The organism is Gilliamella sp. Nev3-1 (assembly GCF_001690435.1).
Classification (GTDB): Bacteria; Pseudomonadota; Gammaproteobacteria; order Enterobacterales; family Orbaceae; genus Gilliamella; species Gilliamella apicola_C.
Genome location: NZ_LZHN01000008.1, coordinates 73,481 through 88,178 on the forward strand (window position 1 = coordinate 73,481; position 14,698 = coordinate 88,178).

Sequence of the window (14,698 nt, forward strand, 5' to 3'; positions counted from 1 at the left end):
TTAGAACATATTTTATGGAGTGATCATTATACTCTTTTTATGAAGGGATTTCATAAATAGTTCAAGAATAAAAAAAGACCTGTATAAAACTATACAGGCCAACATGAAATATAAGGAATATAAGGAAAGAAAACAATGAAAAATCCTTACCCTGCTTATTATCCATTTTTTTTCGCTTTAGTCAATCGTTTTTATTTGTTATTGGCTTGTTTGGTTATTATGTGAGTTTTGATTTAAATTTTTAAAAAACAATTAGTTAATGATTTTGATTGCTACTATTAAATTTTGATTAATGTCAATTTTAAATAAAAAAAGTATAAATAATCATAAAAAATACTTTTTTCGCAGAAAAAAACAAATAAACAAACAAAAAACAAAGAATAATTATTTTCTTCAACTGTTTTTACCAATACATTAAAAAACGAGAAATACAAAAATATAAATTTTAAAAAAACGAAAAAGTGAAAAAAATAAAATTAATTTAATCGGTTATTCCAAATAATAGGTATATACAAAACTATAAAAAAATGCACTATAATTAATAAACTAGTGATAGATATAATGGATTAAAGATGAATACAATTAAAAATAATAATGTTAAAACTTTTAAAGATAGATTGCTCAGCTCTATGCAAGGTTTATCTGTTTCAGCCTTCGCTAAAAAATGCGATATGTCCGAAACGGTAATTCGAGACTACTTATCTGGCAAAACTTACCCTTCACTGACACGTTTGGAAGTCATCGCTGAAAAATGTAATGTTTCTTTTAATTGGCTTGCTACTGGTCATAAACTAGAGTTTGTAGATTCTAAAAATAGCGATGAAGATATCTATAGCGAAAATATTTATCGCATTCCTGTTTATAATAAACAACTACCAACAAAAGAGGAAGCACAAAAAGAACGTTTTGTAAGAGAAACCCCTCCATTGATGAATTATCCTATCATTGAGGGCTGGGCTAAGCACCGTGGCTTAGATGCTAAAAAATTAATTATATACTGGGCCAAAGGCGATTTAATGTCACCAGAAATCGAAAACAATAATGGACTAATTCTTAACACTGAAATAACAGGTATTGTTGATGGTGCAATTTATCTAATTGAATACGAAGATATTACCTTTTTAAGAAAGGTTCGTTTAACACTTAATGGTTGGTTATTAATTTGTAATAATAGCCAGAATCCAACCATTGAAGTTCCCAAGTCAGATTTTCATAAATATCATATTGTAGGCCGTGTTGTTCTTCTTATTAAAGACATATTTTAATACCTTTAATAGCTATATATTAACTTTCAATATATAATTGGAAGTTAGAGGGAATATTAGATATTTTGTTCCCTCATTGATTTCTTCTATATTGATAAACCCATTAATAGCAATCAGATAGCTAAATGATATTAATTGGAAATTCCAGATAAATTGAGATTCAAAGGCAACATATGCCTATTTGCACTACCTCTATTTTTTTATATTATTAATAGTAGTATTAATAAAAAACGCTATGATGAATCAGGTCTAATATGTATCAATTTTTTGAAAAATTGGTGTCATCTTATCCAAAAGATGAACCTCAACCTATGGCTAGAAACTTTTTTAGTTTCATATGGCAATCAGCGAAAGGGACTCGCTTATTTCTGTTGCTATTAATTATTTTTAGCGCATTAGGCGGTGCTTTTGAAGCTTTTTTATATGCTGCCCTTGGTAAAGTTATTGATTGGCTTTCAGTTGTTGAACCTAGCAAATTTTGGCAACAAGAAAAAACAACATTAGCGCTGTTAGCCCTAATCATTATAGGAAGTACCATTATTATTGGGCTACAAACGATTATTAAACATCAGTGCCTAGCTGGAAATTTTCCAATGCGATTGCGGTGGAACCTGCATCGGTTAGTGCTTAATCAAAGTATGCGTTTTTTTCAAGATGAATTTGCTGGAAGAATATCGGCAAAAGTCATGCAAACGGCACTCGCAGTTCGTGATACTTGTTTTTTAGTGGCAGATATTTTTATCTATGTTCTTATTTCGTTTATTACTATGGCTACAATCATCGGGCAATTAGATCTTTTGTTATTAGTGCCATTTATGATCTGGTGTCTAATTTATGGCATTGCTATGTATTATTTTATTCCTCGTTTAAGTAAAGTAGCAAGTGCACAAGCGGACGCTCGTTCGACAATGACTGGGCGAGTCACCGATGCTTATACCAACATTATAACAGTAAAACTATTTTCTCATGCAGGTAATGAGGCAAAATACGCTCAAGAATCGATGAATGAGTTTTTAGTTACTGTTAATAAACAAATGCGGCTAGTCAGTAGTTTTGAAATAGTAAATCATTTATTGTCCATTTCCTTAGTGCTAAGCACAACAGGTGTTGCCTTGTGGCTATGGACAAATCAATTAATTGGTATTGGCGCAATTGCCACAGCAACAGCAGTAGCACTTCGATTAAATGGTTTTTCACACTGGATTATGTGGGAAATAGCAGCGCTATTTGAAAATATTGGTGTAGTAAAAGATGGCATTAATACGTTTTCTGTCGCTAAAGCAGTGATTGATCAACCAAATGCGCCTAAGCTTAATGTAACTCAAGGTAAAATTGAGTTTAAACATATTTATTTTAGTTATGATGAGAAAAAACGTAGCTCAGTAATTGAGAATTTAGACCTAACGATAAAACCAGGCGAAAAAATTGGTTTAGTTGGCCGATCAGGAGCAGGAAAGTCAACGCTTATTAATTTATTACTCCGTTTTTATGATTTACAAAGTGGTGAAATTGTTATTGACGGTCAGGATATTACCACTGTTACTCAAGAAAGCCTGCGCGCTCAAATTGGCATGGTAACACAAGATACCTCGTTGTTACATCGCTCAGTAAGAGAAAACTTACTTTATGGTAACAATAATGCTTCAGAAGAAGAAATGATAAAAGCCGCACAAAAAGCTCATGCAGATAACTTTATTCAAACATTAGTTGATGCAAAAGGTAAAACAGGATATGACGCATTTGTAGGTGAACGAGGTATAAAATTATCTGGTGGTCAAAGACAACGCATTGCAATTGCTCGGGTCATTCTTAAAAATGCGCCTATTTTATTGTTAGATGAAGCAACAAGCGCACTGGATTCCGAAATTGAGCAAGCAATTCAGGAAAGCTTATATACGTTAATGGAAGGTAAGACCGTTATTGCTATTGCCCACCGTTTATCAACCATTGCTGCAATGGATAGGTTAGTTGTACTTGATCAAGGTAAAATTATTGAGCAAGGCACACACCAAGAATTACTCATAAAAAATGGGTTATATGCACAGCTGTGGAAACATCAAAGCGGTGGATTTTTAGGGGATAATATTTAATTTTATACATTTTTATTAGTAAATAAGGACATTAAACTTATAATGTCCTTATCACTGCTTAATTAATAAATTTTTTGTAAAATTCTGATTCAAAACGCATAATTGCACTATTTTTTGATTCGTTTTTATTATCCGCTTGATAACCAGATAATAATTGTACGAAAGCTACATATTTACCATCAGGTTTTTGGATAAATCCAGCTAAATTATAGCAACCTTGAATATAACCAGTTTTAGCACGTATTGTCTCTTTAAACGGTGTCTGATTAAAGCTTTTACGGTTTTTTAATGTACCATCAATACCTGCAATAGGTAACATTTCAATAATTTTTAGCTGAGAATCATTAGCTGAAATATATTGTAAAATTTCCATTAATTTATCAGCGCTTACCAAGTTTAACCTAGACAAACCCGAACCATCAGCAATCACTAAATTTTCTAAATTTATACCTGCTTTTTTGCGTAAAATTTGTCTAACTGCATCGCCACCATTACGCCATGTGCCTTGTACATTATAGTAATGTGCGCCTAAGGTTCTAAAAATAGCATCTGCATATAGATTATTTGACTTTTTAAGCATGACAGTTAATAGTTCTGAAAGTGGTGCTGATTGGCTAGAGGCGAGTAAGGTCAATTGAGCATTATTCTTTTCTTTGCGTTGAAGTAGCGATCCTGTATAAGTTATCTTTTGTTGCTTAAGTTCATTTTTTAAAATAGATGAAAAATATTCAACCCCATCAATTACTGCAAATTTTAATGGTGTTTTATCTGAGCTTGCAGCAATACATCCTGATAAATGATAACGATTTTTGTCTAAATAGCTAACATCCAACTCACAATACCTATCATTGGGATCTTTACTGTTTTTTGCAATGGTTTTTACATCAGCTGTTACAGTAACTGGAATATTAGTAGGTTTAGATATTGAGGCTTTTTCACCTACTTTATTTGGTGTCACAGTTGCATAAAAACAATTATCATCAATAATTGCTGCAGATGGTGGGGCATTATAGCAAGCCGTTAAATTATTCCATGACCACCCCGCAGCTTTGTCATGGCTTGTAAATATCGAAGTATCTAAAATTATATTTCCTGCTATTTTTTCAATACCTTTTTGGCGCATTTCAGCAATCATTGTTTTTAATTTGGCTCGCGTAAAAGTGGGATCTCCGCTAAGTTGAATAATAAGATCACCATTTAATTGTTTATTACTAATAACGCCATTAGTTTGCAGGCGTGTTGTAAATCGGAAATTTCGACCTAATTCCAACTCAGCAGCTAATGCGGTTATCACTTTTTGAGTGCTGGCTGGGTGTTTGAATTGATCGCTTTTATATTTTGCTAATGTCTTAGGGCTTCTTCCTACAGATTGAACCAGAATAGACAAATCGCTTCCTTTAGGTAAAGATGATATATAAGGCTCTACTGGTTGCGCATGTAATAGTCCTGAAAAAAAAGGAAGAAGAAAGAAAATTATTACCCTGAATTTTGCCATGAATGCTTGCTCAAAATGTTATTAAATTAAAACAGTTAAATGTGACTTGCAAATATAACTTTTTTTGATTTAGCTAGCAATATATACTCAACCACTTTTATAATTATGTGCTATCGAATAATTTAACATAGCCAAAAGAAAAGTTAACTTCATATAGCTTTTAATACTAGGTAATATAACTATGATTCAAAATTCATTAGGTTTTCCAATAGAAACAATATTAGTATTTGTTGGGCTAGCCGTGACTGCAATTATTATTGATTTATACGCTCACCATAACGATAAACCAATCAGCTTAAAAAATGCTATTATTTGGTCGCTATTTTGGATAGCGGTTGCATTAGGATTTGCACTATTTTTATACATTCACCATGGCAGCACTATAGCCAGCTTATTTATTACAGGTTATGTTCTTGAAAAAGCCTTATCGGTCGATAATCTGTTTGTCATTATGGCTATTTTTTCATGGTTTGCTGTACCAAATAACTATCGCCATCGCTTACTTTATTGGGGGGTTATTGGTGCTATTATATTTCGCGCCATATTTGTCGTAATTGGCACAGGTTTGTTGTATTTAGGTCCTTGGATGGAGTTGGTGTTTTCAATATTGGTTGCTTGCACGGGAATAATGATGTTGAAAAATCAAGATAATGCCGAAAATATTAAAGATTATTCAAATCACTTTGCTTTTCGTATTGCCAAACGTATTTTTCCAACTTACCCAAAAATTGTCGGCCACAGTTTTTTATTGTCACAAAAACAGCTTGATATAGAGCTTGCAAAAGCTGAAAACAATAACTTAGTTGATAAAATACCTAAAAGTCTTTTTTATGCTACACCACTATTTTTATGTATTGTTGTAATTGAATTAAGTGACGTTATGTTTGCTTTTGATTCAGTTCCTGCAGTAATTGCCGTGAGCCAAGAACCATTAATTGTCTATAGCGCCATGATCTTCGCTATTTTAGGTCTTAGAACGATGTACTTTATTTTACAAGCCATGCAACAGTATTTAGTCCATCTTAGTAAGGCGGTGATTTGCTTACTTTTTTTTATTGCAGGGAAACTAGCTTTAAATGCAAGTAATCATTTATTTGGGTGTGGTATAGATATAGATCCAACCACAAGTCTTTATGTCATTTTAGGCATCTTAACTTTGGGTATTATTGCTAGTATTATTTGGCCGGTAAAAAATAAAGATCAATAATTACAAAAATAAAAAGGCAGGATCACTCGCCTTTTTATTTTTAGATTTATCTGCGTTTTAAAGAGCGAATGTAATAACTCACAGCTAAAATAATAAACCAAATCGGAGTGGCCACTAGTGCTTGGCGAGTATCGGCTTCAAAAGTAAGCAATACAATCATAAAAACAAAAAAAGCTAAACAAACACCACTCATAAAAATACCACCAGGCATTTTAAATTTAGATTGTTCATGCAATTTTATTTTTTTACGACGATAAGCAATATAAGAAATAAGAATCATTGACCAAATAAACATAAATAAAATAGCTGAAATGGTGGTTACTATAGTAAAAGCTTCCATGACATTAGGTACTAAATAAATCAAAACTACGCCACCAAATAAGCAAGCACATGAAAACAGTAAACCATTAGCGGGTACCGAGCGAGTTGATAATTTACCAAAAGGCTCAGGAGCATCTTGTTTTTTAGCTAGCCCAAATAGCATTCTGCTTGTAGAGTAAATACCGCTATTAGCGGAAGATGCTGCTGATGTTAATACGACAAAATTAATGATACTTGCAGCTGCTGGTAAACCAATTAATGTAAATAATTCAACAAATGGACTTTTATTTGGAGAAATTAACGTCCATGGTGTAACGCTCATAATGATGATTAAAGCAAAAACATAGAAAAATATGATTCGGACAGGTACAGAGTTAATAGCTCGTGGCAAATTCTTGTTTGGGTCAACTGTTTCTGCTGCTGTTGTACCCACTAACTCGATCCCTACAAAAGCAAAGATTGCAATTTGAAAACCAGCAAAAAAACCCATAATTCCATTTGGGAAAAATCCACCATATTCCCATAAATTTGAAAATGTAGCTATGCTATTAGTTTGTTCAGAATGGAAAGAGGTTAAAATAAGCACTATTCCAATACCAATCAAGGCTAAAATAGCAATAATTTTGATCATTGAAAACCAGAATTCTGTCTCACCAAACATTTTTACTGTTAATAGGTTTAAGGTTAATAGTAAGGTAACTGTTAATAACATTGGTATCCAAGATTGCAGTTCGGGAAACCAATATTGAGCATAACCAGCAATTGCAATAACATCTGCAATTCCTGTAACTACCCAACAAAACCAATAAGTCCAACCAGTGAAAAATCCTGCCCAAGGCCCTAAAAGGTCGTTAGAGAAATCACTAAAAGATTTATACTTTAAATTAGAAAGCAGAATTTCTCCCATCGCTCGCATAACAAAAAATAGAACAAATCCAATAACCATATAGACAAAAATAATAGACGGCCCTGCAAGGCTAATTGTCTTTCCTGAGCCCATAAATAAGCCGGTACCTATAGCACCACTAATTGCAATTAATTGAATATGGCGGTTAGAAAGGTTCCGTTTTAGATCATGCTTTGAGGAAGCGCTCATCGCTATTTTCCTTTTATTTGCTCAATTTCTTAATTTAATAAAGAATATAGGACTATAAAGTCTATAGAATAAAATCGCAAGTTGAATTTTTATGAAAACTTTTTATGACTACACCATAATTATTGGTAGTTTCTTATAATAGAATTGTGTAGCATAACTAACAATGATACTTAACTTATTATAATAATCTATCAAGATGAAAGAAAAGAAACGTCGCTATTATCGTTTTTATGTTTTATGTACTTTATGCTCTTTATTTATTTTATCTCTTCTAACTAGTAGCCAAAGCAATGTAAATAAACCTGTCAAACAAGGTCAACAATATAAAGATGGCAACCTCTTTTTTCCGTTTAACGTAAGCTATCCACAATTAGCTATTCCAGTAAATATTTCAGACTACATGATTCAAATTGCCAAAATCAAGTCGTCATCGCCCTCTTTGTATCTTAAAAATGAACATATCTATAAAGCGATAGATGATTGGATTAATCGTTCCTTAGGAACTGACGAATTTAGCAAAGTTGGGCTTAAAAGTTATGAAATGTCGGGGCAAGATGGGTATGGAAATGTCCATATGACAGGTTATTATACTCCAATCATTAAAGCAAGACATGAGCTAACTACAGATTTTAAATATCCTATTTATAAAATGCCCGTTAGTGAAGAAAAACAATTACCAAATCGAGAGCAAATTTATAATGGTATTCTTGCCAATAAAGGTCTTGAAATAGCATACAGTAATTCTTTGATAGATAATTTCATTATGGAAGTGCAAGGTAGTGCCTATGTTGATTTTGAAGATGATTTACCTTTAGTTTTCTTTAGTTATGGTGGTAAAAATGGACATGGTTATTCAAGTATTGGCCGATTGCTAGTAGAACAAGGTGAAATCGAAAAAGAAAGAATGTCGATACAGGCTATCAAAGATTGGGCTAAGAATAAAAATGAGGAAAAAATTAAAGAATTATTGGTTCAAAACCATTCATTCGTTTTTTTTGAACCCAAATATAATACCGAAGTAAAAGGGGCCGCTAATGTTCCCTTAATTGCCAATGCTTCTATCGCCTCTGATAAATCATTAATACCAATGGGTTCTGTAGTACTGGTTGACGTGCCTCTGCTTGATAGCGATGGGCAATATCGTGGTAGGCGAGAAAATCGTTTAATGGTTGCTCTTGATGTAGGTGGTGCAATTAAAGGGCAGCATTTTGACCTTTATCTAGGGGTAGGTGATCAACCTGGCAAATTAGCGGGATACTATAATCACTATGGCCGCGCATGGTTGCTAAAACCTTAAACAACTAACATCGACGACATTCAAAGTTCCTGTTAGAATAAAGAAATACAAGCTGAATTAAGGATTACTTATGAGATTATGCGACCGAGATATCGAAGCATATTTACAAAACGGTAAATTAAAAATCACACCACAACCAGCAGCAAGTTGTATTAATGGTGCAACTGTTGATATTAGATTAGGTAACCAGTTTCGAACTTTCCGAGAGCATACCACACCTTATATCGATTTAAGTGGTCCTAAAGAAGAAGTTGCTGCGGTATTGGAACGAGTGATGAGCGAGGAAATTGTATTAGCTGAAAGCGATGCTTTCTATTTGCATCCAGGAGAATTAGCATTAGCCGTAACCTTAGAATCAGTCACTATTCCCGATGATCTGGTTGGCTGGTTAGATGGGCGTTCATCGCTTGCTAGGCTAGGGCTGATGGTTCACGTTACAGCACATCGAATTGATCCTGGTTGGCAAGGGCAAATTGTTTTGGAATTCTATAACTCAGGGAAAATTCCATTAGCACTTAGACCTGGAATGACAATCGGAGCGCTTAGTTTTGAAACATTAACTGGAGCGGCTGCAAGACCATACAATCGAAGGCAAGATGCAAAATATAAAGACCAACATGGCGCTGTCGCCAGTCGTATTGATAAAGACTAAACAACTTATAATATTAACAAAGGAACATTAATATGGTAAAAAAAATATTGGTTTTTTTATTTGCCTTAATTTTAGCTATTACTATCGGTATTATTTCACTTATTGTTTTTGTAGATCCTAACAACTTTCGTGGATTTATTTCTGATACAGTAAAAGATAAAACCGGTTATGAATTAACTATTGATGGCGATTTGCGTTGGCATATATGGCCACAAGTGAGTATATTAACAGATTCGGTAAAATTATCTGATGTCGATGTAAAAAAACCTATATTAACTGCGGATAATATGCGACTTGATGTTGAACTATTGCCTCTTTTCTCAAAAAAATTATCTATCAAAAATGTATTTATAAAATCAGCAATCATCGACGTCACTGATGAAAGTAAAGGTAATATTGCAAAAAATGGTGCTAAAAAAACACCTATGGATACGACCACTAATGAGTCAACGGATTCTAAAGATAAAAAAAATACATCTAGTTGGCAGTTTAGCTTAAATAAATTTGAAGTTACTGACAGTACAGTGGTATTACAATATAAAGATGATCTTATTAACTTTAGAAATACTAATCTTATTGTAGAACAAGTTAAAGATAAAAATATCGCTATTGATTTAAACGGTAACGTAGATAAAAATCAACAAGATATGTCATACCTAATACATGCTAATGTCGATTTAAATGAATTTCCAAGACAAGCAATCATCGATTTAAATAAGTTAAATTTTACTTATAAAGGCATCGCTAATTCAGCAAAAGAATTAAAAGGAAACATAAGTGGCGTTTTTAATTACCAACATAATCCTCAGATTTTAAAAAGCCAAAATTTATCTTTCTCAGTTAATGGTAATAATTTCATTGGTGTTATCAATGCAGATTTAACAAGTAAACCAGAAATAAATTTGCAGTTAAATTCTGATAAAATTGATCTCTCTTCATTACTGAAAATTGGTGAAAAAACAAACGGAAAGGCTAATAGTCAACAAACCCCTCCTGTGGTGTCAAATGTTACAAAGAGCAATAATGAATTAAATTTTTTAAATGCTTTCAATGCTAAGGCTAAGTTAACTATCAAGCAACTTAACGCCAATAAAATGACGTTTAACAATATTAATGTTGATATAACTAATAATGACGGTATTGCTATATTCAGAAATATGAGTTTAGATTTTGCTAAAGGTCATATATTGGCAACAGGTGTTGCAAATGGCAAACAAAAAAACACATTAATAAAACTAAATACCAAAATAACTGATGTTGATTTAAATACATTTTTTAAGCAAATAGATACGGCACATGATCTAGATGGTTTATTTAATGCTAGCGGGGATTTACAAAGTAACACCTTATCAGGTTCTAAATTGTTAGCAAACTTACAAGGCAATGTGGCCATTGTTGTAACAAATGCAAAGCTCAATAATTTAAATATTGAAAGTATTATCCAAAATGCGGTAGCTCGCTATTCAAAAAATGATACAACACCTGAAAATCAGAAAAAATACACCGAATTTCAAACAATTTCAGCTAATGCCTATTTGAAGCAAGGTAACTTGGAGTTTTCAACATTAACAGCGAATTCAGCAACACTTGAGATCATTGAAGGTTCAGGAAGAGTCGGGCTCTTAAACCGTGATTTAGATATTAATTTGAACTTAAAAATGTTAGGTGGCTGGAATACTAAAAATGAGGTAATTGCAAAGCTACAAAAGTTAACAATACCACTACGTATTTATGGTGAATTTGCTAAGCTTCGTTATCAAATTGATATTGCTAAATTAATCAATGATGTATTTAGTGACAAATTACAAGATCGTTTAGAAAAACTTCGAGATAAATTAGAAAATCATCATTCTAAAGATAATTCAAAGTCTAAATCAAAAACTTCTAATATCTTAGGTGGACTACTAAAAAGGAAATAATAGAGAGTGTTCAATATTCTGTGTCATTTCAGTAAACTATGTAGCAAAAAGGAAATGACACCTGTCCCAAGAATTTGATTTTGAAAAAGCATTAATGTTATTACAAAATGACCAACCGTTAACGGGTAAAGAGGGCATTTTAACGCCTTTAATTAAACAGCTCACCGAAGCGGCGTTATCTACTGAGTTAGATTTTCATTTAGCCAATGATATTCCCCCTAATCGACGCAACGGTTAAAGTTCAAATACAATAAAAAAACACATCGGGCAGTTTCGAACTTGATGCACCAAGAGATAGGAATGGTTTATTTGAACCTCAACTTATCAAAAAAAATCAGACAACATTAAGCGATGAAATTGAACAAAAAATTCTGAGTATGTATGCGCTGGGGGTGATTAGCTAGCATATTGAAGAGATTTATGCTTTTCGTGTCTCCCCTGCAACCTTAACCACCATTATAGATAAAATCATTCCCGAATTGCGTTGATGGCAGCAACGGCCACGAGAGTCGATTTATCCGTTTATTTGGATGGATGCAATCCATTATAAAGTAAAAGAAAATGGGGTTTATCATAGCCAGGCTGTTTATACCGTACTCGCCCTTAATTTAGCAGGGAAAAAGGAGGTATTAGGTTTCTATTTATCTGAAAACGAAGTGACGCATTTTGGGTTATCTATTTTGACCGATTTGCAAAACAGAGGGTTAAATGACATCTTAATCGTTTGTGTTGATGGCTGGGTTGGTTTTTCTGAAACAATGAATACCATTTACCCACAAGCAGCGATTCAGCTTTGCATTATTCATCAAATTTGTCATTTAATTAAGTGTATTGCCTTTAAACATCACAAAGCCTTTATGAGTGATTTGAAACCTGTTTTACAAGGTGGTGTCTCGTGATGCGACAATTGATGCCTTAGATGAATTTGAGCAAAAATGGGGCGATAAATATCCAATAATCATCCAGTCGTGGCGTCGTAAATGGAATAATTTATCGACTTATTTCTGCTATCCTGAGCCTATTCGTAAGGTGATTTATACCACGAATGTTATTGAGTTTATTCATCGGCAATTTCGCAAATTATCAAAGACCAAAAACAGTTTTCCAAATGAAAATAGCTTGCTCAAGTTGTTGTATTTGGGGTTGTAAAATGCGGAGAAAAAAGGAACAATTCCAATCCAAAATTGGAATTTAGCATTGTCACCGTTGATAATATTTTTCCTAATCGCCTTGATAAGGTGATCTCTTTGTGCATTAAACTGACACAGAATTATAAACAGTCTCAAAATGAATGGACTGGATGAAATACAGGCTATATTTTCTCGTTCATTCCATTATTTGCCCTTTTGGGCCTCAACTTAGCTTAATTTTGTGCAAGTCAGGGTTAACAAAACATCTTCTTTTTACCTCATTTTTTTCTAGCAAGCAGGTCGCAAAGCATTCAGTTATGTCACAACGCTAGGTGTATTATTAAATGCAACTTTAATACTTTTTGTTCCATTGATTGCGATAAAAATAGGCAGAAAATAAATTACTAGTTTCTAGTAATATTATATCTATTCGTATTACAAACTCGGTATTTGTTAGCATCACTGTTGAAGTCATTATATTAAAAACATTACATATGTTCGGAACCCCCTTTATTACTTATTGGTGCATTTAAATATATTACTAAACACTCCCCTATTCGATTATCAGCAACAGTTTACTTAATTGAAATTTGTTTTGCAAAACAAATATCTATTATGTTTATATAGGTTTTATGTATGTTAAAATAGGATTTGAAGGAGCATACCTAGTTCTTGGTTTGATCGCATTTAGTTTTACGCGAATATCTTCTTTCACACTATCAGATCGTGGTTGATGGGATCTATGGAATCAAAAAAAACAGCGAACAATCTGAACTCAAGCAGATACTTTCTGTAATAATTACATTAGATTAAGGTATATTATGAAAATATTAGTTACTGGCGGATGCGGATATATAGGAAGCCATACGTGTGTCCAACTTATTAAATCTGGTTATACACCAATTATTATTGATAATTTGTTTAACAGTAAAGTATCAGTATTAGATAGAATACAAAAAATTACAGGTCAATCGGTCGATTTTTATCAAGGTGACGTGTGTGATGAAAAATTATTAGCTAAGATCTTTACAGAACATGATATCAAAGCAGTGATTCATTTTGCTGGGCTAAAAGCAGTTGGTGAATCAGTACACAAACCTCTCGAATATTATGAAAATAACGTTTACGGCAGTATCACTCTAATGAAAGCAATGCGAGAGGCAGGTGTTAAGCAGCTAGTGTTTAGCTCGTCGGCCACCGTTTATGGAGAACTAGCCCCTGTACCTTATGTCGAAACCTTGCCACAAGGGCTACCAACCAGCCCATATGGCAAAAGTAAATTAATGGTAGAACAATGTATCATGGATTTAGCTGTTGCCGAATCTGATTGGTCACTGACTATACTACGGTACTTTAATCCTGTTGGAGCCCATTCAAGTGGGTTGATGGGGGAAGATCCTCTTGGCATTCCTAATAATCTTATGCCATATATTACTCAGGTTGCTGTAGGTAAGCGAGAATCATTATCCGTTTTTGGTAATGATTACCCAACAACAGATGGGACTTGTATTCGTGATTTTATACATGTCGTTGATTTAGCTGATGGACATATTGCTGCACTAAAAGCCGATCACAACAAAGCTGGTGTTCATATTTATAATTTGGGTTCTGGTATTGGTTATAGCGTATTACAAGTGATCAAAGCTTTTGAAAAAGTATCAGGAAAAGCGCTTAACTGGCACTTTGCGCCAAGGCGATCTGGCGATTTACCCGCATTTTGGGCTGATGTCAAAAAAGCAGAACATAAATTAGGTTGGAAAACCAAATTAACACTAGATGACATGGTAAAAGATTCGTGGAATTGGCAATCAAATAACCCTCAAGGCTATCCTGATTAAATTGTATGACATCGATAAAATAAACAAAAGTAAAATAGAAGTAAAAATAGCTAATTTTAATCCGATTGATCATCCTCAGTCTCTATAATTTATTAATCAACCAATAGGTGCGCGTTTCACCACATAGAGTGAAACGCCCTTGGTCAATGCAACAAGAAACATTTACTCAAGAACAAAATCCTAGTTATTATTCAACTTGTTTTTTGTACCTTAGATGGCACCAAGTTAGCATTAATTGGTCAAGATGCCGAAAACCAATTGTGGCATAATAATTCAATTAATATCTGCACTTGAACAAAGTCAACATGCATTATGTAAACTATGTGAGGTAGCAGTCAAAGCCCTTAAAGTAAAATAGCTAAGAGATGCTTCATTAACCGAATCACAA

General features: G+C 33.3%; 9 protein-coding genes and 3 pseudogenes. 10 read left to right on the top strand and 2 right to left on the bottom strand.

Annotated features, from left to right (window positions below; translation table 11 throughout):
* Positions 1-572: 572 nt before the first annotated feature.
* Positions 573-1,265, top strand: a complete 693-nt coding sequence (locus tag A9G40_RS01785; RefSeq protein WP_065579741.1) for a LexA family transcriptional regulator — start codon at positions 573-575, stop codon at positions 1,263-1,265.
* A 254-nt stretch (positions 1,266-1,519) separates the two neighbouring features.
* Entirely contained in the window at positions 1,520-3,355 is a 1,836-nt protein-coding gene (locus A9G40_RS01790) for an ABC transporter ATP-binding protein (RefSeq protein WP_065581640.1), read from the top strand.
* A gap of 58 nt (positions 3,356-3,413) precedes the next feature.
* On the opposite strand, the gene dacB is transcribed toward A9G40_RS01790, so the two are convergent.
* Positions 3,414-4,850 carry a serine-type D-Ala-D-Ala carboxypeptidase gene (dacB, locus tag A9G40_RS01795; protein ID WP_065581641.1) on the bottom strand — a complete coding sequence of 479 codons (1,437 nt, stop codon included), beginning with the start codon at positions 4,848-4,850 and terminating at the stop codon, positions 3,414-3,416.
* A 181-nt stretch (positions 4,851-5,031) separates the two neighbouring features.
* Between dacB and A9G40_RS01800 the strand changes: the two genes are divergently transcribed.
* Positions 5,032-6,057, top strand: a complete 1,026-nt coding sequence (locus tag A9G40_RS01800; protein ID WP_065567717.1) for a TerC/Alx family metal homeostasis membrane protein — start codon at positions 5,032-5,034, stop codon at positions 6,055-6,057.
* A 46-nt stretch (positions 6,058-6,103) separates the two neighbouring features.
* On the opposite strand, the gene cycA is transcribed toward A9G40_RS01800, so the two are convergent.
* Positions 6,104-7,474: a D-serine/D-alanine/glycine transporter gene (gene cycA / locus A9G40_RS01805; protein WP_065567716.1), complete on the bottom strand. Its 1,371-nt coding sequence runs from the start codon at positions 7,472-7,474 to the stop codon at positions 6,104-6,106.
* 196 nt (positions 7,475-7,670) lie between these two features.
* Between cycA and mltA the strand changes: the two genes are divergently transcribed.
* The 7 genes and pseudogenes from mltA to galE all read left to right on the top strand — a co-directional run bounded on the left by mltA (position 7,671) and on the right by galE (position 14,310).
* Positions 7,671-8,771 carry a murein transglycosylase A gene (gene mltA / locus A9G40_RS01810; RefSeq protein ID WP_081302113.1) on the top strand — a complete coding sequence of 367 codons (1,101 nt, stop codon included), beginning with the start codon at positions 7,671-7,673 and terminating at the stop codon, positions 8,769-8,771.
* Between the two features lie 70 nt (positions 8,772-8,841).
* Positions 8,842-9,423 (top strand): dCTP deaminase, encoded by a 582-nt coding sequence (gene dcd, locus A9G40_RS01815; RefSeq protein WP_065567715.1) that lies wholly within the window; start codon positions 8,842-8,844, stop codon positions 9,421-9,423.
* 32 nt (positions 9,424-9,455) lie between these two features.
* Positions 9,456-11,342: an outer membrane assembly protein AsmA gene (gene asmA / locus A9G40_RS01820; protein ID WP_065581642.1), complete on the top strand. Its 1,887-nt coding sequence runs from the start codon at positions 9,456-9,458 to the stop codon at positions 11,340-11,342.
* Positions 11,343-11,403: 61 nt separating this feature from the next.
* A pseudogene (locus tag A9G40_RS14125) lies at positions 11,404-12,646 on the top strand (IS256 family transposase).
* A gap of 227 nt (positions 12,647-12,873) precedes the next feature.
* Positions 12,874-13,005 (top strand): annotated as a pseudogene (locus A9G40_RS15685) (MFS transporter); the annotation flags it as partial.
* Positions 12,965-13,206: pseudogene (locus A9G40_RS15690) on the top strand (MFS transporter). The pseudogenes A9G40_RS15685 and A9G40_RS15690, both read left to right, overlap by 41 nt.
* An 87-nt stretch (positions 13,207-13,293) precedes the next feature.
* Positions 13,294-14,310: a UDP-glucose 4-epimerase GalE gene (gene galE, locus A9G40_RS01840; protein WP_065581646.1), complete on the top strand. Its 1,017-nt coding sequence runs from the start codon at positions 13,294-13,296 to the stop codon at positions 14,308-14,310.
* Positions 14,311-14,698: the final 388 nt, after the last annotated feature.